Source organism: Cytobacillus gottheilii (assembly GCF_018582665.1).
In the GTDB taxonomy this organism is placed as follows: Bacteria; Bacillota; Bacilli; order Bacillales; family Cytobacillaceae; genus Cytobacillus; species Cytobacillus gottheilii.
Genome location: NZ_CP071709.1, coordinates 315,095 through 339,183, shown reverse-complemented (window position 1 = coordinate 339,183; position 24,089 = coordinate 315,095). Strand labels below are relative to the sequence as shown.

Sequence of the window (24,089 nt, the reverse complement as noted above, 5' to 3'; positions counted from 1 at the left end):
GGCTTTTTTATTTTTAAAAAAAAATTTAATCTTAAGGAGGCAGCTCGTATGATTGATTTCAAAAAAATATTTAGTTCTGCATTAAACGTTCATTTTCATGATCATATGTCACTGGACCAAATTGAAGCACTTATTGAAACTCCAAAAAACCCGCTGCATGGAGACTTAGCCTTTCCATGTTTTCAACTAGCTAAAGCATTGCGAAAAAACCCCGCTGAAATTGCACAAAAAGCTGCTTTGGAGCTTCAAGGTTCTCTAATCCATCAGGCTAATGCAGTTGGGCCATATCTGAATGTCTTTTTTTCCAAAGAAGCAGCATCTTCACATATTTTAGAAGATGTTCTCAAACAGAACAGCTTATACGGCACCAATCAATCCGGGCAAAACAAAACCGCCTTACTGGATTACTCTTCTCCCAATATTGCCAAGCCATTTTCAATGGGACATTTACGTTCTACGGTCATCGGCAATGCCCTGGCCAACCTTGCAGAAGCATGCGGATATCAAACGGTACGAATCAACTATATCGGGGATTGGGGAACACAGTTTGGAAAACTCATTACTGCTTACAAAAAATGAGGAGTCCCTTCAGAAATCGAAAAGCAGCCCATTCAAGAGCTTTTTAAATTATATGTCCGCTTTCATGAAGAAGAAAAAAACGATACAGAACTTACAGCAGAAGCAAGACGTTCTTTTAAGAAATTAGAAGATGGAGATCAAGAAGCAGAAAAACTGTGGAAATGGTTTAGAGATGAATCACTGACAGAGTTTCAGCGCATTTACAAACTATTAAATATCTCCTTTGATTTATATCAGGGGGAAGCCTTTTATAACGATAAAATGGAGGACGCGGTTTCAGCGCTAAGGGACAAGGGATTACTATCGGACTCTGAAGGTGCCGAGGTTGTTTATTTAGACAATGGGCTCCCTCCCTGCTTAATAAAAAAATCGGACGGTGCCACATTGTATGCAACAAGAGATATTGCAGCAGCCTTGTATCGCAAAACTCAATATCAATTTGATCATGCTTTATATATTGTTGGCCAGGAACAGTCGGTTCATTTTAAGCAAGTTAAACAAGTCATAAAAAAGCTGGGCTGCCACTGGGCAAATGATCTTTTTCATATCCCATTTGGTTTATATTTAAAAGACGGACAAAAAATGTCGACGAGAAAAGGAAAAGTCATTCTTCTTGAAGAGGTCGTTCTTGAGGCAATTAAACTGGCTGAAATAAACATAGATAACAAAAATCCTGACCTGGAGAACAAAAAAGAAATTGCTAAAGCGGTCGGAGTTGGCGCCATTCTTTTTCATGATCTTAAAAATGACCGGATGAATTCTATCGAGTTTTCTCTAAAAGATATGCTGACCTTTGAAGGCGAAACAGGTCCTTACTTACATTACACGAACGCTCGGGCATTCTCCATTCTGCGCAAATCATCCGCAGAACCAGCTTCTGTGATTGGACTTTCTGATTCTGCCAGCTGGGAAGTACTAAAAAGCATCAACATGTATCCTGCCAAAATTCTGCAGGCCTATGAATTGCACTCCCCTGCTATTCTGGCAAAACATCTTTTAGAAATCAGCAAAAACTTTAACAAATACTACAGTAAAGTTCACATTCTGGAAAATGATGATTTGCTTCCATCCAGACTTGCCCTTGTTAAAGCCGTTACCATAACTCTTTCCAACGGTATGAAAATCCTCGGGATGGAAGCTCCAGAAAAAATGTAACTTACTGCTCTCCTGCTGTTTTTTTCTTGCTGCGCACTCTCACAAAGGCAATCACAAAAAAGCTCAGCAAGAAAAGTGCGGTAATCGCCAAACCTGCTGTATTGAAGTTTACTAGCTTCATGATGACACTAATAACAGTAGATACATACAATACTCCTAATAGGCGGGTAATTTCCCCGTTTGCAAAGAAATTGGTTAAACGGGCTCCAAATTGTGAGCCGATTAGACCGCCTGCTACTAAGATTAAACCTACGAGCAAGTCAATCTGAACATCAAAGGAATACGAGACAAAACCGGATGAAACAATGAATAAGACAGCAAATAAACTGGTGCCCACCGCTTTTTTAGACGGAAATCCTAGGAAAGCAACGCTTAATGGAACAATAATAAAGCCTCCCCCTACACCGAGGGTTGTAGAAACTAAACCTGCTCCAAAACCAATGATTAATACTTTTCCAATTCCAGGTGAACGTTTCTGCATCCCCTTTTGAACTGCTTTCTCTTTTTTCAGCATTTGTACGGAGAAGTAGGAAAGCATGACAATATACAGCATTGGGATGACCCATTCATCATAGCCGCGTTCCTCAAGGAACAGAACGAATGGCTTAGCAATCTGTGTTGCCGCCATGCCGCTAATTCCCAGCAGCAAACCTTCCTTCCAATAGATATTTTTCATCCTTAAATGGGCAACGATCCCCGAAAGAGAGCTTCCTATCGTAAATAACAAGCTCGTCGTTATCGCTTCAACTGGTTCATACCCAATCAGCATTAAAAATGGTGTTAAAATAAACCCCCCGCCGATCCCAAAAAAGCCCGACATGACACTTACTAAAACACCTAATAAAAAAAAGAAAAAGTATTCCACGATATCACCCTCTGCTTAGAAACATATACTCCCAACATTGTACACCTGCCAAAATGACATGTCTAACTCCGTTTGAACAAGCATATGATGATCATGAAAGGAGCATTGGAATATGTCTGCGTTTATACATAGTATTGAAGTTTGGCTAATGGAATATGGTGTCTTTAGTTTATTGTTTATCTCCTTTGCAGATTCTTCTTTTTTTCCGATTCCACCTGACGTTCTTTTAATTCCTCTTGGAATTGCCAATCCGGACAAAGTCTTTGCTTATGCATTGTTAACCACTGCAGCCTCCGTGCTTGGCGCTGCATTTGGCTGGGTAATAGGGAAAAGACTTGGAAGGCCTGTTTTGAAATTCATTATCTCGGAAAGCAAGATTAACAAAGTAGAAGAATACTTTGCTAAATACGGAGCAATGGCTATATTAATCTCTGCATTTACACCATTCCCTTTTAAAATTTTCACCATTTTTGCCGGGATTTCAAATGTTAAATTAAACGTATTGATTATTTGGTCTATTATTGGCAGAGGTGCACGGTTCCTTTTAGAGGCAGCGATCATTCTCTACCTTGGTGCCAAAGCTGGACCCTATATCCAGGAACACTTTACACAAATTACATTGATTGGCGGAGGCGCTATTGTTACTGCTTATTTACTTTACCTGGTGATAAAAAGTAGAACAAAACCTATTAATATAACAAAGCGCTGACGTTTTCAAAATGTCAGCGCTTTGTTTATTTATTATAAATATTAATTTAAAATAATTATAATTTAATATTGATTTTATTGTTATATTTGTTATAATCAATTTATAAGATCAATGAGGAGGCTTTTATAATGGAAAAATTATATTCAGCACTTAACGTACAAATCTCTAACTGGAGTGTTCTATACACAAAATTGCATCGCTATCACTGGTATGTAAAAGGCCCTAACTTCTTTGCACTGCATGCTAAATTTGAAGAATTATATAATGAAGCAGCTAACGTTGTGGATGAAGCTGCTGAGCGTTTACTTGCAATCGGAGGTAAACCAGTTTCGACTATGCAGGAATATCTAAACACTTCCACATTAACGGAGGACACAGCTCCAGCTACAGCAAGCGAGATGGTTGCAAACTTAGCAGCAGATTATACTCAGTTAAAGAAAGAACTGGAAGACTTAGCTGCACTTGCAGCAGATCAAAACGATGATTTAACAAACGACTTCGCAGTAGGCTTAATGGCTACACTAGATACACATATCTGGATGTTTAACGCTTACTTAGGAGAATAATAGAGATTGCTAAAGAAGTCAGTGATGATTATCACTGACTTCTTTTTTGCCCAATTTCCACCTTGAGCATGTTACTATTTAAATAAGAACATGTTAGGGGGAGAATACCATTAAGTTTAATCAGGTTGTAAAGTCAATAGAAGAGCTTCATAGTATTGCAGGAACACCAGGAATCACGGTGTTAAATAAAACGATATCTTTTTTAGATGAACATTGCAGAAACTTTATGGATCAATCACCATTTGTGTTTATCTCAACTTCTGATTCAACTGGACGCTGTGACTGTTCACCTCGCGGAGATGCTCCAGGCTTTGTGCATGTGCTTGATGAGAAGCATTTGGTTATTCCAGAAAGACCTGGTAACCGAAAAATGGACTCGCTCATCAATATCCTCTCAAACCCAAATATCGGACTTATTTTTGTCATTCCTGGATTAGGAGAAACACTGCGAATTAATGGTTCCGCTACCATTATTCAAGATGCTGAAATTCTAGAAAAAATGGCTGTTAATGAGAAAGTTCCTCAGCTCGGAATTGTTGTCAAAGTAGAAGAATGCTATATTCATTGCGCTAAAGCTTTTAAGCGCTCTCAACTATGGGAGCCGGAATCCTGGAGTACAAAGGAGCAGCTGCCGCAGCCTGCTAAAATGCTTGCAGCTCACATCAACATGGAAGACCTTGATAGTGAAAAAATCCAAACCTCCTTGGACCTAAGCTACAAGCACAACTTATATTAAACAGCTTAAGACACAAACCGATATTTACTAGATTCGGTTTGTGTCTTTTTTTGTTGAGATGTTCCCCTAAAATATATATTGACAATATTTAGTGACGGGCGTATTTTTAGAATCAAATAATACCCCAATAAACCACAACCATTGGGAGATAGAAGGGTTATCCAATGAACACTAAATACTGGACATTAAATCCTGCCCAGCTGATTGTTTCTGTTTTTGCTCTATGCGCAATGGCGGGCACTGTCCTATTGAAGCTGCCGATTGCAACGGAGGATGGCGTATCATGGATTGATGCCGCTTTTTTATCAACGTCTGCCATTACTGTTACCGGGCTTGCTTCAGTTGACCCAGGCTCTACCTTTACTCTATTCGGTGAAATTGTTCTAATGTTTCTCATGCAGATTGGCGGCATTGGGGTTATGTGCTATGCGGTTTTAATTTATGTCCTTATTGGCAAAAGAATCAAATTTAAAGAAAGACTGTTAATACAGCAAGCGTTAAATCAAAATTCACTCGGAGGCGTAATCAGGCTTGCCCGAAGTGTTCTGATTTATTCCTTCGTTATCGAGGCTGCAGCTGCGCTCTTACTCAGCATTCGCCTTGTTCCGGAATATGGGTTTGGCCAAGGGCTTTATTACAGCCTTTTTCATTCGATTTCCGCCTTTAATAATGCAGGATTAGCTTTATGGTCTGATGGTTTAATGGGCTTTGTTGGGGATCCGGTCATGAATATTGTTATTACGATGCTATTTATTTTCGGTGGTCTCGGCTTCACCGTCATTGCAGACCTCATTTACGCTAAACGATTTAGACAACTATCACTTCATTCTAAAATGATGATTACAGGCACCTTTGTGATAAATATTGTGGCGATGTTCGTCATCTTTTTCCTTGAATTTAATAATGAAGGCACACTCGCTCCTCTTTCATTATGGGAAAAAGCTGCTGCTTCTTATTTTCAAGGTGTGAGTCCAAGAACAGCAGGATTTAATACAGTGGATATTTCCGCGATAGAAGATCCGACCGCCTTCTTTATGATGATGCTGATGTTTATTGGAGCAGGCAGCACCTCTACAGGTGGAGGTATTAAATTAACCACCTTCCTGATTCTTTTATTAGCTGCCATTACATTTATTCGCGGCAAAAAGGATACAGTCATTTTTAGAAGAAGATTACAGGAGACGACCATCATGAAAGCACTGGCAATCGCTGTTACCAGTCTCCTCTTTATTTGTATGGCAATATTTTTACTGACCATTTTTGAAGAGAGAGATTTTCTGCCGCTTGCCTTTGAAGTGATTTCAGCATTTGGCACAGTCGGACTTTCAATGGGGGTTACACCTGAATTATCGGTAATCGGAAAACTTATTATTATGTTTATTATGTTTTTAGGAAATATCGGTCCGCTAACACTGGCATACACCCTGGCAAAACCGGACCAGCAAAAGATCCGCTATCCGCAGGAAGATGTACTGACAGGCTGATTGCTAGAGAAAAGGAGCCTGCGTTTGGCGTGATTATGGCTTAAATACGACTATTTTTTCCAGTTACTGGTGTTTTGTGGCGTGATGACGGCTTAAACACGACACCGCTTTCCAGTTATTGGGGTTTTGTGGCGTGATTACAGCATAAATGCGACTCTATTTTACAGTTATTGGTGTTTAACGGCGTGATTACAGCTTAAATGCGACTCCTTTTTCCAGTTACTGGGGTTTTGTGGCGTGATTACAGCTTAATCGCGACTCCTTTTTCCAGTTAATGGGGTTTCGTGGCCTGATTACAGCTTAATTGCGACTCCTTTTTCCAGTTAATGGGGTTTCGTGGCCTGATTACAGCTTAAATGCGACTCTGTTTTACAGTTATTGGGGTTTAGGGGCGTGATTACGGCTTAAACACGACACCACCTTCCAGTTATTGGGGTTTTGTGGCGTGATTATAGCATAAATGCGACTCTATTTTACAGTTATTGGTGTTTAACGGCGTGATTACAGCTTAAATGCGACTCCTTTTTCCAGTTACTGGTGTTTTGTGGCGTGATTACAGCTTAAACGCGACTCCTTTTTCCAGTTACTGGTGTTTTGTGGCATGATTACAGCTTAAATACGACTCTGTTTTCCAGTTATTGGGGTTTCGTGGCGTGATTATAGCATAAATGCGACTTTGTTTTACAGTTATTGGTGTTTGACGGCGTGATTACGGCTTAGATATTATTCTCTTATCCAATTTCTTTTATAATATGACACGATTACAGCCTTCCTCATAGTATTAAATAAAATTGCTCCACCCAACAAGCACAAAACAGCTCGGCTTTTGACTTCGTTAAAGCTGGACACAATACAAAAAAGGCAGCATGGGAACCACCATTCACCACACTGCCTTTTACTTATTTAAGCTTTCATAACTAGCTGTTTTATTTTTATACATAGCATCATCTGCATACTTCAGCATCTCTTCAATGGTCAGTTTAGAATTTGGCTCATACTGATAATAGCCAATACTGGCTGATACCTTGTAAGGCCGATGATCACGATGATTTAATTCGGCAAATTTCTGTTCAGCCTGCTTCCATATGCGTTCTGCTCCAAATAAATCTTTGTTTAAAAACACTAGTACAAATTCATCTCCGCCATATCTGAAAAATAGATCTTCTTCATGAATGACTTCCTGAATGCTTTGGCAAATAGACTTGATTAAACGGTCTCCTTCTAAATGACCATAGCGGTCATTTACCATTTTAAGCTTATTGATATCAATGAAGCCTATTACCATAATGCTATTTGAATGATCAGCCCGATCTATTTCCAGCTGCAGGTGATTTAGTCCGTATTTGCGGTTCATCAGCCCAGTTAAGGAATCAATAGAAGCATTTTGCACCAATTCATTCTCCAGCTGTTTCATATGAGTAATATCAGTAATTCCCGTTAATATACACTCTTGATCTCCATAAATCACTTTCTCACAAAAAATAAGTGCCCACACCGTTCTTCCATCTGATCCCTTCAGTTCAAGCGTGCGATGAACACTTCCCCGCTCCTTTACTTCTCTTACAAGATGCTCTCTTTCCGAAGGATTATTGTAGATGCTGAGGGTACCAAGAAGATGAATATCTTCAACTAAGTTTTGAAAATAAAGTGAAGCCTTTTTATTGGTTAAGATCGGTTTCCCCTCAAAAGTCGTCAATATGAGCGGATAGGGATTAACCTCAAACATTTTCCTGAAGTTTTGCTCATTTTCTTTCAGCTTCCTTACATGCGTATAATCTCTTTTAATATATAAAAATATTCCTCCGGCAAGTAATAAAGCATAAACTAAAGCCGCAGTAGAGTTCAAAGCTTTTGTGAGAAACTCATATTGATTCTCTGCATAAAGAAATAACCCTGCTAAAAACAAGAGATGATTGACCATTAATATCATGGAAATATTTCTAAATTTCAGCGGAAGAAAAGCACCTATTGTAAGGATGATAATGACATATGAATCTATATTTCCAGTCAGCCTCTGACTATTAATAGAAGAAACGGATCCGACTGCAGCATAGAAGGCAGCATAGAAATGTACAATGTTATTTAACGTTTTTGGTGATAAAATAATGGTTCTTTTTTTTCGGTAATAATGAAATAGGAGAAACAAAGCGGATAGGACAAATACTAAGAAATGAAAGGATCGCAAAACAAATAGATAAGTTTGATCGGCTACATCTCCCATCATCACAAATCCAAAATATAGGAGTGCAGCATATGTAATGACAACAAGCCATGAAATTGCCTTAATTCTTTTATAGGCAATATTATTTAAGTTTGTTAATAAACCTTGAGATACTGAAAGCATTGACAAAGAATCATAAGCACTTTTAAAAGATGGCAAATTCAACTGACATCATATCCCTTTTAATTTTCATTCAAATTATTTTACCATATGTTTCAATTTGCATACATATAAACTTTTATTCTGTCAGACTTAAAAACCCGATTCCTGCAGTATATATTATCGAGCTTTTCACGTTAGTTTTATAGCAGCGGAGGGTATAAAAAAGAGTGTGAATTGGACTTGCTTATAAAATATATATGTATTCATTCTGGAGGTGCACAATGAAAACAGCGCAAAAGTTTTTACTGACAAAAGAAGATATGACAGATAAACAAATGGTACCTGAATGGGTTATTCGGGAATATGAAACTTTCCGAGATACGGTAACGGATCGCACATTCCCTTGTTATTTCGGGATGAGCGCTGAAAAAAAAGGCGAACTTCGCTATGCTTATATTTCTCAGGATGACTGGTCATCATTGCCTAAAGCAATTGAGGAATTTATTAAACTATTTGATGCACCTAAACTAACACGCCATGGCTTATTCGTATTTGTGGAGCCTGAAATGGAAGAAAAGAGCATCGAACACTATCGTCAATACTTTTGGAATATTCTTCAATACTTACATGATCAAGACCAAAAGCCTTGGCCAGCGGATTACCCGACAGATCCTGACCACCACTTATGGGCATTTTCGTTTGCTGGCGAGCCTTTCTTCGCATTTGGCAATGCACCAGCCTATAAGCAAAGAAAGACACGTGATCTTGGCAATAGTCTTGTCCTCGGTTTCCAGCCTCGCAGAATCTTTGAAGGTCTTGAGGGAACATCAAAGGGCGGTATTATGTCACGCGAAAAGGTAAGAGAACGTGTAGAAAAATGGGATGGACTTCCGAAGCATCCTGACATCAGCCACTATGGGGATCCAAATCATAGAGAATGGAAGCAGTATTTTATAGGAGATGACATCGAACCGATTACAGGAAAATGTCCTTTTCATCATAAAAATGATCAATAGCAGCGCAATCTTGATGACTGCGATAATGCTTAGAATAAAAGACCAAATCAATATGATTTGGTCTTTCTCACGCTCATGCCGCTTCGGCAAGTGTCCTGATCTCCTTTTTCATCATTCTCCGTAAAGAATTTCAAATGTTAGACATATATTGTTCAATCAGCCGTCCTAAGCGGCTGAAATAAATCAGTGCTTCTTCTGCTTGTGTGATTCCATCCATTAATGCCACTCCGTAAAGCAAATGATGTTCTTTTTTCAATATTACACAATCATGGCTAACACCAGGCAATTCTCCTGTTTTTCCATACACAGATATTTCGCTGCTCGTTACTGAATAAGCCAGCTTACGGAATTGCTGCCTCCCCATAATTTCCAGTCCCAATGCTCGGCTTTCTTCATTTAACAATCCATCTTCTGTAAGAAACTTCAAACAGATTCCCAGGTCATAAGCGGATGTGGTATTCTCAAAGCCTCTCCTGCCTGCTTCAAAATCCATCATTTTTCTCTGCAATTTCGTTTCTTGTAAATTCATGATGTTAATACACTGTTTAATTTGATTCTGCCCTAGAAGATCAATGAGAATGTTTGTGGCTGAATTGTCGGAAACAACGATCATCAAAGACAGTAAATCAACCAGCTTCATCTCAGTTGGATGATATAGCGATTGCAGAATCCCTGCCCCGCCTGTTATATGGGCAGGAGAAATCGATATAGACTGTTTCAGATCAATTTCCCCTGACTCAGCCTGCCGAAGAGCCTCTAGTAGAATAGGGATTTTTATCGTGCTTGCTGCTGGATAAACGGCATGACGATCTTTTTCTATTACACCTTTATCTGACTCTATAAAAAGGCTCACTCTGCCATGTGCGGCAGAAGTAAGCCTTTGAACGTCTCTATTAAATTGATCCCAATTCATCTTGATGCCGCTACCTGGGACCAATCATGATCACCTGTTTTAGTAGGATCATATAAATGACAGGCCACATAATGCTGATCTTCGATTTCCTGCCATTCCGGCTTTTCTGCCGCACACACCTCCATCGCATGCGGACAGCGTGTTCGAAACACACAGCCCGAAGGCGGATTCATAGGGCTGGGCAGTTCACCTTCAAGGATGATTCTTTCTCGCGTATCCTCCACATCGGGATCAGGAATCGGGATGGCTGATAATAAAGCTTGTGTATAAGGATGGAGCGGTTTATGATACAATTTTTTACTTTGTGTTAATTCAATTAGATGCCCCAAATACATAACACCGATTCGATCGCTAATATGTTTCACCATTGATAAGTCGTGGGCAATAAACAGGTATGTCAGGCCTTTCTTCTTCTGCAGCCCTTTTAGCAGATTCACAACCTGCGCCTGCACGGAAACATCCAAGGCCGAAATCGGTTCATCAGCTATGATAAATTCAGGGTCCAAGGATAACGCCCTTGCAATTCCAATTCTCTGCCGCTGTCCGCCGCTAAACTCATGCGGATAGCGGTTGGCGTGATCCCGGTTCAGTCCAACATCTTCTAACAATTGGTATATACGCTCTTGTCTTTCCTTTTTATCTTTATATAAGCCTTGCACTTCCATTGGCTCAGAAATAATTTCTTGAACGGTAGACCGCGGATTTAAGGAGGCATAAGGATCCTGAAAGATCATCTGCATTTTGCGATGAAAAGAAAATCGTTCCTTGTCATTCATTTCATGTACATTTTTTCCATCATACAGCACTTCTCCATCTGTTTGATCGTATAATCCAATGATTGTGCGTCCTGCCGTGGATTTTCCACAGCCAGATTCACCGACAATGCCAAATGTTTCTCCTTTTTTTATCGCAAAAGAAACGTCATCAACCGCCTTTAGCATTACACCTTTCTCCATCTGAAAATACTTTTTTAAGTTTTTTACTTCCAAGAGAGTGTCATGTGCCATTATGATTCCTCCGTCTCTCGCCAGTAGCGCCGTGCTGCACAAAGCTCTTTTTCATATATTGTGTTCTGCAGTTCTATTACTTCAATTGTTTTTCCTGTTTTAGGGGAGTGAAGCAAACGGCCATCTCCATAGTATATCCCGACATGATGGATCGTTCCTTTCCCTTCTTCATAAGCAAAAAACAGGAGATCTCCCGGCTGGATTTGATCCAGTTCCACATTTATTCCTGCCTGTGCCTGATCAGAAGCATCACGAGGGATGTCATAGCCGTTTGCCCGGCATGCTGCATAAGCAAACCCTGAACAGTCATAGCCGTAACTGCTCATTCCACCCCATAAATAAGGCAGTCCGATGAATTGCTCTCCCGCTTTAACGATAGATGCTCCATTGCCAAAATGCCGCCGCTGAACGGATTCATAAATGCTGACATCCTGCTTTTGCAGGTAAGCACTGCTGCCAGGAATGCCAACTTTAATTCGATCCTGCTCTTCACTTATAAGAGGAAGTATCGTCATATAGCTGAGCTCCTGCAGCAAGTCATTTCCCTCTGAAAAAAGACCTGCCTGCTTATTCGTAATCACAGCAACAGAGTCAGATTCAGCATCATTGATCTCCTTCGTTATTTGTGCCAGGGGTATCCACCCTGGATATCCTCTTTCATCTTTTGAAGAAGGCTGATCGGGAACGAACACAAATGCCCAATCTCCTTCAATCCTGTCGATCAGTACTTCCCCTCCATACAAAACCTGTGATTGTACAAGGTTACTGCTGCAAAGCTCCAAACTGTTTTCATAAGACAGTCCACTTAACCATCCTGTTATGTCTGCTGGAGAGCTAATTGCTTGTTGATCTAGATCCCGCGCTGATTGCGGAGTTGTCCAAACGGTTGCTACTGGGACATTAATTCGCCATTTTGCTTTGTTTGACATTTGCAGCATCTCCCTCCTTCTGTACATTGCTTATTCCAAGACCAAATGAATCTGGAAGCGTAATTTTTCTTCCATTATAAATAATGCCGCCCTCTACAACATCTTGTGCCAGCATAAGCGGCGCGTCAAAATCAAAACGGGTGATATTTTTCTTACTAGCTGCAAAATGAGCTGCGGCTGAAATGCCAATGCGTGTTTCAATCATGCTGCCGACCATACATTCCATCCCATTAATTTCGGCGAGCTGGTTAATCATTTGTGCCTGATAAATGCCGCCTGACTTCATTAATTTTATATTGATTAGATCCGCACTTCTTGTTTTGATTACTTCAAACGCCTGCTTGGGTGTGAATACACTTTCATCTGCCATGATCGGTGTTTCAACATGATCAGTGACCTGCTTTAACCCTTCAATATCCCATGCTTTTACGGGCTGTTCAACCAGTTCAATATTTAAATCCAAGTCTTCCATCTTTTGAATAGCTCTTACTGCTTCTTTCGCCTTCCAGCCTTGGTTGGCGTCAAGCCGAATTTTAATATGATTGCCGATTCTCCTGCGAATTTCCTGAATTCTTTCAATATCGGTTTCGATTAAGTCTTTTCCTACTTTTACCTTTAACACATGAAAGCCTTGCCGTACATATGAAACAGCGTCCTCGCCCATCTCTTTTGGATCGTTTACACTGACCGTATAGTTGGTTTCAATCTCGTTTTTATGTCCGCCGAGATATTGATAGAGAGGTAGTTTACATTGCTGAGCGATACAATCGTATAAAGCCATATCAATAGCAGCCTTAGCGCTCGTATTTCCAACAAGCAGTGTATGAATTCCTTGAAAAATCGTTTCGTACTGATTTAAATCTTGCTGAATTAAAAATGGTTTTAAGACTTGGTGGATTGCAGCCTCAATACTGTCCATTCCTTCTCCAGTGATGACCACGGTTGGAGGTGCCTCTCCCCATCCAACGACTCCGTTATCACAGGATATTTTCACCACAACGGCATATGCTGTTTCTACAGTTCTCAGAGCAGTCTTAAACGGCTTAATAAGCGGTACGGCTAGCCGGTATGTTTCTATATTTGCTATTTTCATTCTCTCCCACCCTTATATCACACCGTTTTCAATGATGAATTCCTTTTGATCAGCATGTAAAACTGCCTTCACTCCAAGTGGAACAGAGAAGTGAGGGGAACAGTGGCCAATTTTAAAACCCTTCACTGCCGGTTTTTTCGTTTTTTGTATATAGTAGTCAATCACTTCGTCGAGTGAAAGTGATGCATCCCTTTTTGGTTCACAATCGTTAAAATCGCCTATTATAAATCCAGCTGCATCTTCCAGCTTCCCTGCCATCTGCAGCTGGTTTAGCATGCGGTCGACATTGCGCGGTTCTTCATGAATATCTTCTAACAGCAGCAGCTTACCTTTTGTATCTAGCTCAAAAGCAGTCCCTAGTGTGCTTGTTATTAAACAAAGATTGCCGCCAATTAATTCACCCTCCGCGGTGCCTGAGACAATGGTTTCCAGTTTGGAGAGATGCTCTGGGTAACGAAGCTCCTGCGGTTCAAACAGCTGACTGACATATTGTTTTGACAATTCGTCTGCATGCTCCTTTCCCAAGTCCGATGCAAGCATCGGTCCATGAAAAGTGACCAATCCTGTCTTTTGTCTAATCGCCGTATGCAGGAACGTAATATCACTATAGCCCCAAAAAATCTTAGGATGATTTCTAATAAGCTCATAATCTATTTGTGCAGCAATCCTGGCAGTGCCATAACCGCCGCCAGCACAGAAAATAGCTTTCACTTCTTGATCCAGGAACATCTCATGCAAATCTTTCAGCCTTTCTTCATCTTCTCCAGCCAAATAACCGTTCTGAGCATACACATGGTTTCCGACTTTATATTTTAGTCCGAGCTGCTCCAGAAAAGAAAAAGATCGCTCTAAATTCTCTGCATTAGGAGGACTGGCAGGTGAAATAATCCCAATCGTATCTCCTTTTTGCAGCCTTTTCGGTTTGATTTCTTTCATTGCTGTCACATCCTTCATTTGCTGTGATGGTTCTATTCGTAAAGGTGACTATAGTGAAGCAGACGGAGGGATGTTCAGCAGAACATCCCACCAATGCTTTCACAATTAGTTCTTATCTGCCCACTTTAATTCCATATAGCCAACTGGATGGCGGACAATACCAGAAACACTTTCATTTTGCATAAACACTTGGTTATAGAAATGTATTGGGATGATTGGCATTTCATCCATTAAAATCTTTTCTGCTTCATACATCATGTCGTAGCGAGCTGCTTCATCAGCTTCATTTTTTGCATTTTGGATAAGCTGATCATATTCGGCATTCGACCACCCTGTGCGGTTCATTGAATGTCCTGTTTGGAAGTTTTCAAGGAAATTGATCGGATCTGCATAATCAGCAAGGAATGAACTGCGTGAAAGCTGGAATTTCAATGCAGATTGCTCCTCTGCAAAAACATTCCATTCCATATTCGCCAGCTGAACTTCTACGCCAAGATTATCTTTAAACATCTGCTGAAGTGTCTCTGCTATCTTTTTATGCGCATCACTTGTGCTATATGTCAGTGTTACTTCTGGAAGCGTATCATAGCCTTCCTCTTCCATTCCTTGTGCAAGAAGCTTTTTCGCTTCTTCTGCATCTGTCTTCACAAGGTCTCCAGCCGTTTCACGGAAGTCGTTGCCGGAAGGATCCGTAAATCCATAAGAAACAAATCCATAAGCTGGCTTTTCCTGTCCTTTTGTCACGAAATCAACGATTTGCTGTTGGTCAACTGCCATCGCAAATGCTTTACGAATATTTTCATTTTGGAAAGGTTCCTTCGTTACATTAAAGCGATAGAAATAATCTCCCGCCTGATCGACAACTTCAACCTTTCCTTCACCAAAAAGCTGCTCACTTAAATCTGCCGGCACATCTGATGTATCAAGGTCACCAGCCTGGAACATCTGATATTCTGTGTTCGTATCATCAACCATTGCCCAATGTACTTTATCAAGCTTTACATTTTCCGCATCCCAGTATTGGTCATTTTTCTCCATTAAGAAGTGGCTGTCATGCTCCCACTCTGCTAAATTGAAAGGCCCGTTTCCTACAAACGTTTCTGCTTCTGAGAACCATTCTGGATTTTCAGCAGCTACCTTTTCATTTACCGGGAAAAATGCCGGGTTTGTAATAACGCTTAAGAAATACTCTTGCGGACTGATTAGCGTCACTTCGAAGGTTTTCTCATCAACAGCTTTCACTGCTACATCATCTGCAGAGCCTTCTCCGTTATTAAATGCCTCCCCGCCTTCAATAAAGTAGCCAAGAAATGCAGCTGGTGAACCCGTTTCAGGGTTTAAAAGTCTTTTCCATGCAAAAACAAAATCACCGGCTGTTACATCATCGCCATTCGACCATTTTGCATTTTCACGAATATGAAATGTATAGGTTTTTCCATCATCAGAAAGATCCCAATCTTCAGCAATTGCTGCTTCTGGCTCATGATTCTTCCCAAGACGTGTCAGACCTTCCATTAAGTTATTTAGCGCCTGCCATGAAACAGAATCAAAACCAATTGGCGGATCAAACGATGTAGGCTCCTGCCCGTTATTTAAGTACAATACTTTTTCAGCAGTTTCGGTATCCTCTCCGTCAGGTTGTTCTGTTTCATTACCTGCATTTTCATTGGCCGTACAAGCAGCGAGCACATATACCAACAAACCCATCAAAAATAAAGACAACAGCTTTTTCATTCTTTTTCCCCCTTATTTGCTATTATTTTTTATTTTCCTTATATAGAACTCTCACTTTGCGTGAAAGAAGCTATCTCAGCTATCTGGCAAGCAGCGCTTTTGCCCTCTCATCCTGAAGCCAGCATTCCACATGATGCTCCTCCGTCAATCTCGTTTGGAAAGGATAAGCTCTGCTGCACACCTCCATTGCATGTTCACAGCGGGCTGTAAAAGGACAGCCTGCCGGAGGTGCGAATAAATCCGGCGGAGAACCCATGATTGGAATCAGTTCATCATCTTCCAGATCAAGGCGAGGAACAGAATTGAGCAGCCCTTTTGTGTAAGGATGCTGCGGGCTGTAAAAAATCTCTCTGCGTGTGCCTGCTTCAACGATTTTGCCCGCATACATGACGGCAACTCGATCCGCAACTTGAGCAACTACACCTAAATCATGCGTAATCAAAATAATGGAGACACCTGTTTTCACTTGAATTTCCTTAAATAAGTCTAGAATCTGTGCCTGTATGGTCACATCCAAAGCAGTCGTCGGCTCATCCGCTATCAGCACCTCTGGCTCACAGACGAGTGCCATGGCAATCATTATTCTCTGTCGCATTCCTCCGCTGAATTGGTGAGGATAGTGCCTCAGTCTTTCCTTCGGATTCGGAATGCCCACAAGCTTTAACATATCTAATGCTTGTTCTTTTGCATTTTTCCGCGAAATTCCTTCATGCTGTATAATCGCTTCAATAATTTGCTCCCCAACGGTGATGGTTGGGTTTAATGCCGTCATTGGGTCCTGAAAGATCATGGAGATATCAGCGCCGCGAAGTTCCCTCATTTCAGATTCCTTCACCTTTGTTAAATCTCTTCCTTTAAACAAAACGGACCCATTTGTGATTTTTCCTGGAGGACTTGGAATTAAGCGCATAATACTTTGAGAAGTAACACTTTTCCCGCATCCTGATTCTCCAACAATCGCCAGTGTTTCTCCTTTATACAGATCAAAAGAAACACCCCTGACTGCTTTTATTTCTCCCCCATAGGTTGAGAATGCGACATGAAGATCCTTTACCTCTAATGTTTTTTCCATCTGTCTACCCCCTCAGCCTTGGATCGAGAGCATCCCGGAGCCCATCACCAAGCACATTGAATGAAAACATGGTTAAAGAAATAAATAATGCCGGGAAAAATAACCGCCACCAGTGTCCAGATAAAATGGATGACAATCCATCATTTGCCATAGAACCCCAGCTTGCTAATGGCGGCTGTATGCCCAGACCTAGAAAGCTAAGAAATGCTTCAGCAAAAATGGCGGATGGAACCGTCAAAGTCATTTGAACAATGATGGGGCCCATTGTATTTGGAAGCAGGTTTTTTCGGATGATTCTCGGCGTTTTTGTGCCAAATGTTTTTGAAGCGAGCACAAATTCATGATTTTTCAGCTGCAATACCTGTCCCCTGACAATTCGAGCCATCCCAACCCAGCCTGTAACAGACAAAGCGAAAATAATGGTGAACAAGCCTGGTCCCATCACGACACTAATGAGAATGACAACAAGCAAATATGGCAATCCATATAAGACTTCTATAAAGCGCATCATAAGATGATCGGTTCTTCCGCCTTTATAACCGGAAACACCTCCATAAATAACGCCTATTATAAAATCAATTAAAGCAGCAACGATTCCAACGAAAAGGGAGATCCTTGCTCCATACCATGTTCTAGCAAAAATATCGCGGCCAAGCTCATCTGTTCCAAACCAGTATTCAGATGAAGGCGGCAGATTCTGATTTACTAAATTCCCCTGTGAGACACCATGCGGAGAAATCATCGGCCCAATAATGGCCATAATCGCTAACATCACTAAAAATAAGCTCCCTGCCATGGCCAGCTTGTTTTTCAGCAATCTGCGCCACGCATCTTTCCAATAAGAGAGACTAGGACGGACGACTGCTTCCGCTGCTCTTTCATCCTTATTTTTTGGGGTAAACCATTCATCGGGAATTTCATGTGCTATGTTTGGATCTTGCTGCTTCCGCAATTCCATCAAATCCCCTCCTTTTTATGCAGCTTAATGCGCGGATCAAGAATGCCGTAAGCAATATCGACTAAGAAAAGCATGATGATCAGGATAGAACTATAAAAGACAGTGGTCCCCATAATCACAGGATAGTCACGCTGGTTAATGCTTTCGACAAAATACTTGCCCATTCCAGGGATGGCAAAGATTTTTTCAATGACAAAGGTTCCAGTTAAAATACTTGCTGCAAGTGATCCAAGAATGGTTACCACCGGAAGCAAGGCATTCCTTAATGCATGCTTAAAAATAATTTTCACTGGGGATAATCCCTTTGCTTTAGCTGTTCGAATATAATCCTGTGTTAAAACTTCCAGCATACTCGATCTGGTTAAGCGGGCGATGATCGCCATCGGTCCTGTTGCTAAGGCGAATGTAGGCAGTACCATATGCATCGTGCTTGACCAGGTTGCCACTGGAAAGATCGGAAAATTAACAGCAAGCTGCTGAATGAGCATCGTAGCCAATACAAAGTTCGGGATGGATATACCCAAAACGGCTATCGTCATCGCCAAATAATCGAGAAAGCCATTGTGGCGGAGAGCGGCAATGACACCAAGGGTAATTCCTGATATTACAGCAACTATCAGTGTGACAATGCCAAGCTCAAAGGAAATCGGAAACCCTCTGCCTAACATCTCATTAACGGTTTGTGATGATTTTTTTATTGAAGGACCAAAGTCAAACGTCACCACCGATTTGAGGTAGTTTCCATATTGAACAATTAATGGCTGGTCCAGCTGATAGAATTTCTCAAGATTTTCCTGAACAGCTTCACTTGTTGCACGTTCCTCATTGAAAGGCGAACCAGGAATGGAGTGCATTAAAAAGAACGTCAAAGTAATAATGAACCAAAGTGTAATTACCATAGCGATGAGACGTTTTAGTATATACTTGGCCAAATCCCGATCCCCCCTAACAGAATGATGTTTGCATCGCTAGCTCTGTCATAACGAGCATGGCACGATAGGCTTCAAGAATGTCCTTTGCTTGAAATTTAACAATGGTTGTTCCTTCTTCAATTTCCGTACCAGGCATTAATGCTGCCCATTCGGCTTGCCCGTAATTGGCAAATTCAATGCGAAGAACTGGATTGGAAGGGGGCACAAGCGGCTTTACATTTTCCCTATTTGCTAATGCTTCTTTTGTTTTTTTCCTTAACAGTTCACCTGCTTTTGCCGGTGTGAGCGATTGAACCGCTGACCTGGAGATTGTTTTTTTGACGATGGCGGTAGTGACATTTGGAATGAGCTTCTCTGCTTCTAATGCCGCCTGGTCATCTCCTGCTACTAAGAGGACCGGAACCCCATGATAACCTGCCACTAGAGCATTAAAGCCCATTTCTCCAATGGCCATATCGTTTATGTACATATGCCTCACACCAAAAATCATTGAATGAGACATCGCACCTTTCATCGATGCCCGTGCATGATAGCCTAAAAATGCAGCTCCGCTAAATGAGGAATCCAAACCTTGTACCATTGAAAAAGGTTTTACATCACCCACATTCACAGTTGCTTCCGGGTGCAGTCTTTCAATCAGGAGGTTATTCATCTTCGAATGACTGTCATTCACCAGCACCTCTTTACAGCCTTGCTGAAACGCTTCAGTTACCACATAATTTGCTTCATCTGTCATTAAAATCCGCGCGCGCTCGTAATTATGCCGGGATGAATCCACATGCGTATAATCCGCCAAACCCGTAATGCCTTCCATATCTACTGAAATATAAAACTTCAAATCCAAAACCCCCTTCTCTCTCTACCAAACCCATTTCATAAATTGTTAGATTATATGACAAAAACCCAATGAATATAAAGAAAACTCGCCGATTGGCAAGTCGTTAGACGCAGACAGAGGCGTAGTTGCTCTTATACTTCCTTCTCACTGGGGCACTACCTCGAATTTTCTTCTTCGTTCCCCAGTGATCCCACCAGGAAGTGCAAAGAAAACTCGCCGATTGGCAAGTCGTTAGACGCAGACAGAGACCAAAAAAATCCAGCTGCCAGAGTGGATATCTATTTCCTCTGACAGCTGGATTTCATCTGTGTAAGCAGAAGAAGCAGCTATTTATTCGTTATTTGCAAGTATTTAATATTTGCATTTTTAAATGCAACCATGAGCGCTTTTTGGGACGAGCCAAAATACCTAGATTCAATTTGCTCTAATAAAAAGTCGAGATCTGTAATGTATTTGGATGTAAACATCGCTTTCACAAAGTTGGATGTGATGTCGATTGTAGAAGTACACTCAGCATCCAAAATTTCACCACTGTCCCGATTGACAACAAGAGCAATAAAAAAACCGTTATATTGCTGTGTAATTGCATTATTAGTGGATGTCTTGCTTTCTCCAACTATGTAAATTGAATTATCTGGAAACATCATTACTCCTCCTGATCACGGATATTATATGAGGTATTTATGCGAGAGCATAAACATTCATTATAATGCATGACCTATAACAGAATTGTAATACACATATTTCGCTTTGACAATGCTTTTGATAGATTTTTCTAAATATTTTATCAATTATCCGATAATATCTGCCTCGCTATTTGAAGTAATTCTTCACCTGACATACCCTTTGGACCTCCGCCTTGAGCAAAAGATTCATTTCCGCCACCTTTGCCATTAATGCTGCTTAGCAATTCCTTCGCAAGCTTCTTCATATTGGCACCCGAGCCGTTTCCGCTTGCACAAACAAACTGAAGCTTATCCTCTAGCTCATTAACTAATATAACCACCGAGTCATCTGCTAGCTCTGTTATTTTACGTGCTAATGTTTGTAATTCTTTAATGGAGCGATCGTTAAAAACAGCTTGTACGTTATCCTCGGTTTTATGCTGGTTCAGCAATTCCTTCGCTTCAAAGAATAATAATTGCTCATTTTTATTCTCCACATTCTTCTCCAGTATTTTAGCATCTTGGATTATACGCATTGCAGCATCTGCAACATCTTCCTGCGGCGCATTTAATGCGGCTGTCAGCTGCTTCATCACCTTATGCTTTTCATGAAGCTGTTTTAGTACACGATTTCCGCATACAAATTGAACTCGGATATTTTGTTTTTGTTTTTCCCAATCCAATATTTTAATAGAAGATACTTGTCCAGTTGATGAAGGGTGGGTACCGCCACAGCCGTTATAATCAAAATCGGGAATAATGACAAGGCGAATATTTTCCGTTACAGAAGGCTGCTTGCGGAGCGGATATTGAGTAATCTCTGCAGCACTGATCCACTTCGTCTCTATTGGCCGATTTTCAAAAACAATTTCATTTGCAAGAGCCTCTGCAGCTGTAGCCTCATCCTCCCCTAGAGCATTTGTATGAATATCAATGGTGCAGATTTCCTTGCCGAGATGAAAACTTACAGTCTGGTAGTTAAAAAGCTCTGCAAATGCGGCTGATAAAACATGCTGTCCTGTATGCTGCTGCATATGATCCAGCCGGCGGGACCAATCAATCCTTCCCTCTATTTCTCCTTGTGGCAATGGCATTTTTATATAATGACGTATCTCATCATCCACATCTTCTACCGCCACAACCTCTACACCACTTAGTGTTCCCGTATCATGCGGCTGGCCGCCGCCCGTCGGATAAAATGCTGTTTGATTAAGAACAGCATATAAATTACCTTGTTCATCAGTATTTTGGTGTAATAACTGTGCTTTGAATTCTTTTATATACGGATCCTGATAATAAAGCTTCTCCATCAAATCTTCCTTTCCCAAACATTTCGGTAAATTTTACCTGCCTATTTCTTATACACAGGGGGTATGTACATTATATACAAGCCCAAGGAGGTTATAAAATATGTCAACGAATAAAAAAGTAGTTGGATCATATAAAACTGAACGAGAGGCGATTGATGCAGTAGAACGCTTAAGAGCAGATGGCTATCGCTCGGAAGATATTTCTGTAATCAGCCGCAACAGAGCTAACTTGGATGAAGTAACGAAAGAAACAGGTACAAAGGCTGAACAAGGTTTAGCAACTGGCGCAGCTACAGGAGGCGTATTAGGAGGACTAACCGGTATTCTGGCTGGGGTCGGTGCCCTGGCGATTCCTGGAATTGGACCGATTGTTGCAGCAGGACCAATAGCAACCGCTTTAGCTGGAGCTGCTGTCGGTGCAGGAGCTGGTTCTATTGCTGGAGCCTTAATTGGCATGGGTATTCCAGAAGATGAGGCAAATCGTTATGAAAGTGATGTGAAAGAAGGAAATATCCTTGTTATTGTTGAACCACATTCAGAAACAGATGATCTCAATACTGGCTATAATTTGCGCAATGATTCAAACTCGGATCTATCTGCACGCAGAGCTGATGAGGATCCATTAAATCCAGGAGAATTGGATAATAGAAGCTATGCACCAGATGACCCAACAGCTCCAGTCCCAGATGTAAATATTGATCCTAACCGTCCTTTAAATGAAAAAATGAACGCTGATCCAGAAAACTACCCTAGCGGATATGCCGATGAAATTGGAACTAGGGATGGAAGACTGCCAAAGTTTAATGCACGAGAAGATAATCCATTTAAAGATTAAGTATGGTAAAAAGGCTTGGAATGATTAACTCATTCCAAGCCTTTTTGTTACTTATACCCCATATCATAAACCTGCTTCCCTGTTAAATAATATCCCTTTTTTTCACTCTCCGGCACCATAGAACCGCCTGTTGCCCATACAATATGCGTTGCGTTCTGCATAACATGCTGCATGCCCTGCTTTCTGAAGTACGAGTCGTTTTCCTGCAATTGGAGGTAACCACTAAATCCAGCCAATGCTGATGGTTCCAGATAAAAATTCTCATGCTTCGCCAACTGGTATAGGAGAGCAAATAGCCTGTCATCTGATACCGTAAAGATGCCGCTGACAGCATATTTGATTGCTCGTGCCACTAAGCCGGATGGCCGCCCGACAGCAAGTCCGTCTGCTGCCGTTTTATTATCAAGACCAATATCCTGTACAGAAATGTGATCGTCAAGTCCTGTCAATAAACCGAGAAGCATGCAGGGAGAATGAACTGGTTCTACAAAAAAGCAGTGTGCATGCTCGCCGAAAACTTTTTTCAGTCCAAAAGTAACACCACCAGGTCCTCCCCCTACTCCACATGGAAGATAAACAAAAAGAGGGTGCTCATGATCAACAGCAATTCCTTGGTGATCCAGCTGTTTTTTCAGCCGAAGTGCAGCAGTCGCATATCCAAGAAATAGATGCTTGGAATCTTCGTCATCAACAAAGTACATATGATCATCTCGCTCCGCCTGTGCCCGTCCTGTAGCGACCGCTTCACTGAAATCACCACTATGCTCAATAACGCTGGCACCTTTTGTCCGCAGCAAATCCTTTTTCCATTGCTTCGCATCAGCTGACATATGAACATATACATTAAAGCCCAGCTCTGCCCCCATAATTCCAATACTCAGTCCTAAATTTCCGGTAGATCCAACGGCAATGCTATACTGTGAAAAAAATTGTCTAAAAGCTGCACTTGCAAATACCTCATAATTGTCATGTTGGTTTAGCAATTGATACTTCAGTGCAAGATCTTCCGCATGCTTCAGCACCTCGTAAATGCCGCCCCGAGCTTTTATCGAACCAGAGATTGGCAAATGACTGTCACATTTTAATAGCAGCTCACCTGGTATCCTTATGCCAAAAGAATCAGCCAATTCATTTGCCATGTTTTCCACCTTAATAAGAGGAGACTCTATTATGCCTCCGCTCTCTCTGCTGTCTGGAAAAACCTTTTCTATAAATGGGGCAAATCTTCGTAACCTTTTTTCTGCATCTTCAATATCCTCCAGCCAAAGATCTTCCGGCAGCTCGTTTCGATAATTGAGGTTCTCCCAAGCTGTTTCTTTATATGCACGTAGATCCTTTATCAGTGGATACTTACTTTCAAGAGCAGCAATAGTGATATCATCCATATTTTCCCCTCCAAGGCGCTCATTTTGCTACTAACATACAATGAGAAAA

The 24,089-nt window shown here is 41.1% G+C and carries 21 protein-coding genes and 1 pseudogene; 7 read left to right on the top strand and 15 right to left on the bottom strand.

The window, feature by feature from the left end:
- The first annotated feature begins 51 nt into the window (after positions 1-51).
- Positions 52-1,734, top strand: a pseudogene (argS, locus tag J1899_RS01795) (arginine--tRNA ligase).
- Between the two features lies 1 nt (position 1,735).
- On the opposite strand, the gene J1899_RS01790 reads toward argS, so the two are convergent.
- Positions 1,736-2,599 carry a sulfite exporter TauE/SafE family protein gene (locus tag J1899_RS01790; protein ID WP_214477144.1) on the bottom strand — a complete coding sequence of 288 codons (864 nt, stop codon included), beginning with the start codon at positions 2,597-2,599 and terminating at the stop codon, positions 1,736-1,738.
- 112 nt (positions 2,600-2,711) lie between these two features.
- Here J1899_RS01790 and J1899_RS01785 point away from each other — a divergent pair, with 112 nt between their 5' ends.
- The 4 genes from J1899_RS01785 (at position 2,712) to J1899_RS01770 (ending at position 6,094) form a co-directional block, all read left to right on the top strand.
- Complete coding sequence (locus J1899_RS01785; RefSeq protein WP_214477142.1) at positions 2,712-3,308, top strand: YqaA family protein; 597 nt, start codon at positions 2,712-2,714, stop codon at positions 3,306-3,308.
- Positions 3,309-3,436: 128 nt separating this feature from the next.
- Positions 3,437-3,874: a Dps family protein gene (locus J1899_RS01780; protein WP_066450760.1), complete on the top strand. Its 438-nt coding sequence runs from the start codon at positions 3,437-3,439 to the stop codon at positions 3,872-3,874.
- Positions 3,875-3,983: 109 nt separating this feature from the next.
- Positions 3,984-4,610 (top strand): pyridoxamine 5'-phosphate oxidase family protein, encoded by a 627-nt coding sequence (locus J1899_RS01775; RefSeq protein WP_214478722.1) that lies wholly within the window; start codon positions 3,984-3,986, stop codon positions 4,608-4,610.
- Between the two features lie 164 nt (positions 4,611-4,774).
- The gene (locus tag J1899_RS01770) at positions 4,775-6,094 is read left to right on the top strand and encodes a TrkH family potassium uptake protein (protein ID WP_214477139.1); all 1,320 of its coding nucleotides are present in this window, start codon (positions 4,775-4,777) and stop codon (positions 6,092-6,094) included.
- A gap of 895 nt (positions 6,095-6,989) precedes the next feature.
- Here the strand turns inward: J1899_RS01770 and J1899_RS01765 are convergent.
- On the bottom strand, positions 6,990-8,480 hold the full coding sequence (locus J1899_RS01765; RefSeq protein ID WP_214477137.1) for a sensor domain-containing diguanylate cyclase: 1,491 nt from the start codon (positions 8,478-8,480) through the stop codon (positions 6,990-6,992).
- 218 nt (positions 8,481-8,698) lie between these two features.
- Between J1899_RS01765 and J1899_RS01760 the strand changes: the two genes are divergently transcribed.
- Positions 8,699-9,433 carry a YqcI/YcgG family protein gene (locus J1899_RS01760; RefSeq protein WP_214477134.1) on the top strand — a complete coding sequence of 245 codons (735 nt, stop codon included), beginning with the start codon at positions 8,699-8,701 and terminating at the stop codon, positions 9,431-9,433.
- A gap of 130 nt (positions 9,434-9,563) precedes the next feature.
- Here J1899_RS01760 and J1899_RS01755 read toward each other — a convergent pair whose 3' ends face one another.
- From J1899_RS01755 to J1899_RS01700, 12 genes are all read right to left on the bottom strand, one after another.
- On the bottom strand, positions 9,564-10,346 hold the full coding sequence (locus J1899_RS01755; protein WP_214477132.1) for a serine hydrolase: 783 nt from the start codon (positions 10,344-10,346) through the stop codon (positions 9,564-9,566).
- Positions 10,343-11,353, bottom strand: coding sequence for an ABC transporter ATP-binding protein (locus J1899_RS01750; RefSeq protein ID WP_066450781.1), 1,011 nt, complete (start codon positions 11,351-11,353; stop codon positions 10,343-10,345). The genes J1899_RS01755 and J1899_RS01750 overlap by 4 nt, the downstream gene beginning before the upstream one ends.
- On the bottom strand, positions 11,353-12,282 hold the full coding sequence (locus J1899_RS01745) for a C40 family peptidase (RefSeq protein ID WP_214477130.1): 930 nt from the start codon (positions 12,280-12,282) through the stop codon (positions 11,353-11,355). Before J1899_RS01745 ends, J1899_RS01750 begins: the two co-directional genes overlap by 1 nt.
- The gene (locus J1899_RS01740) at positions 12,254-13,375 is read right to left on the bottom strand and encodes a dipeptide epimerase (RefSeq protein WP_214477128.1); all 1,122 of its coding nucleotides are present in this window, start codon (positions 13,373-13,375) and stop codon (positions 12,254-12,256) included. The genes J1899_RS01745 and J1899_RS01740 overlap by 29 nt, the downstream gene beginning before the upstream one ends.
- Positions 13,376-13,387: 12 nt before the next feature.
- Entirely contained in the window at positions 13,388-14,329 is a 942-nt protein-coding gene (locus J1899_RS01735; RefSeq protein WP_214477125.1) for a S66 peptidase family protein, read from the bottom strand.
- Positions 14,330-14,416: 87 nt separating this feature from the next.
- Positions 14,417-16,045 carry a peptide ABC transporter substrate-binding protein gene (locus tag J1899_RS01730; RefSeq protein ID WP_214477123.1) on the bottom strand — a complete coding sequence of 543 codons (1,629 nt, stop codon included), beginning with the start codon at positions 16,043-16,045 and terminating at the stop codon, positions 14,417-14,419.
- A 79-nt stretch (positions 16,046-16,124) separates the two neighbouring features.
- Positions 16,125-17,117, bottom strand: a complete 993-nt coding sequence (locus tag J1899_RS01725) for an ABC transporter ATP-binding protein (protein ID WP_214477120.1) — start codon at positions 17,115-17,117, stop codon at positions 16,125-16,127.
- 4 nt (positions 17,118-17,121) lie between these two features.
- The gene (locus J1899_RS01720) at positions 17,122-18,075 is read right to left on the bottom strand and encodes an ABC transporter permease (protein WP_214477118.1); all 954 of its coding nucleotides are present in this window, start codon (positions 18,073-18,075) and stop codon (positions 17,122-17,124) included.
- On the bottom strand, positions 18,075-19,007 hold the full coding sequence (locus tag J1899_RS01715) for an ABC transporter permease (protein WP_214477116.1): 933 nt from the start codon (positions 19,005-19,007) through the stop codon (positions 18,075-18,077). The genes J1899_RS01720 and J1899_RS01715 overlap by 1 nt, the downstream gene beginning before the upstream one ends.
- Before the next feature lie 13 nt (positions 19,008-19,020).
- Positions 19,021-19,845: a M55 family metallopeptidase gene (locus J1899_RS01710; RefSeq protein WP_214477114.1), complete on the bottom strand. Its 825-nt coding sequence runs from the start codon at positions 19,843-19,845 to the stop codon at positions 19,021-19,023.
- Between the two features lie 326 nt (positions 19,846-20,171).
- Positions 20,172-20,489, bottom strand: coding sequence for a DUF3870 domain-containing protein (locus J1899_RS01705; protein WP_214478721.1), 318 nt, complete (start codon positions 20,487-20,489; stop codon positions 20,172-20,174).
- 143 nt (positions 20,490-20,632) lie between these two features.
- Positions 20,633-21,820, bottom strand: a complete 1,188-nt coding sequence (locus tag J1899_RS01700; protein ID WP_214477112.1) for an alanyl-tRNA editing protein — start codon at positions 21,818-21,820, stop codon at positions 20,633-20,635.
- Positions 21,821-21,920: 100 nt separating this feature from the next.
- Here J1899_RS01700 and J1899_RS01695 point away from each other — a divergent pair, with 100 nt between their 5' ends.
- A complete protein-coding gene (locus J1899_RS01695) occupies positions 21,921-22,655 on the top strand; it encodes a YflT domain-containing protein (RefSeq protein ID WP_214477110.1) in 735 nt (244 codons plus the stop codon).
- 47 nt (positions 22,656-22,702) lie between these two features.
- Here the strand turns inward: J1899_RS01695 and dsdA are convergent, their stop codons facing one another.
- The gene (gene dsdA / locus J1899_RS01690) at positions 22,703-24,040 is read right to left on the bottom strand and encodes a D-serine ammonia-lyase (protein ID WP_214477108.1); all 1,338 of its coding nucleotides are present in this window, start codon (positions 24,038-24,040) and stop codon (positions 22,703-22,705) included.
- Positions 24,041-24,089 lie beyond the last annotated feature (49 nt).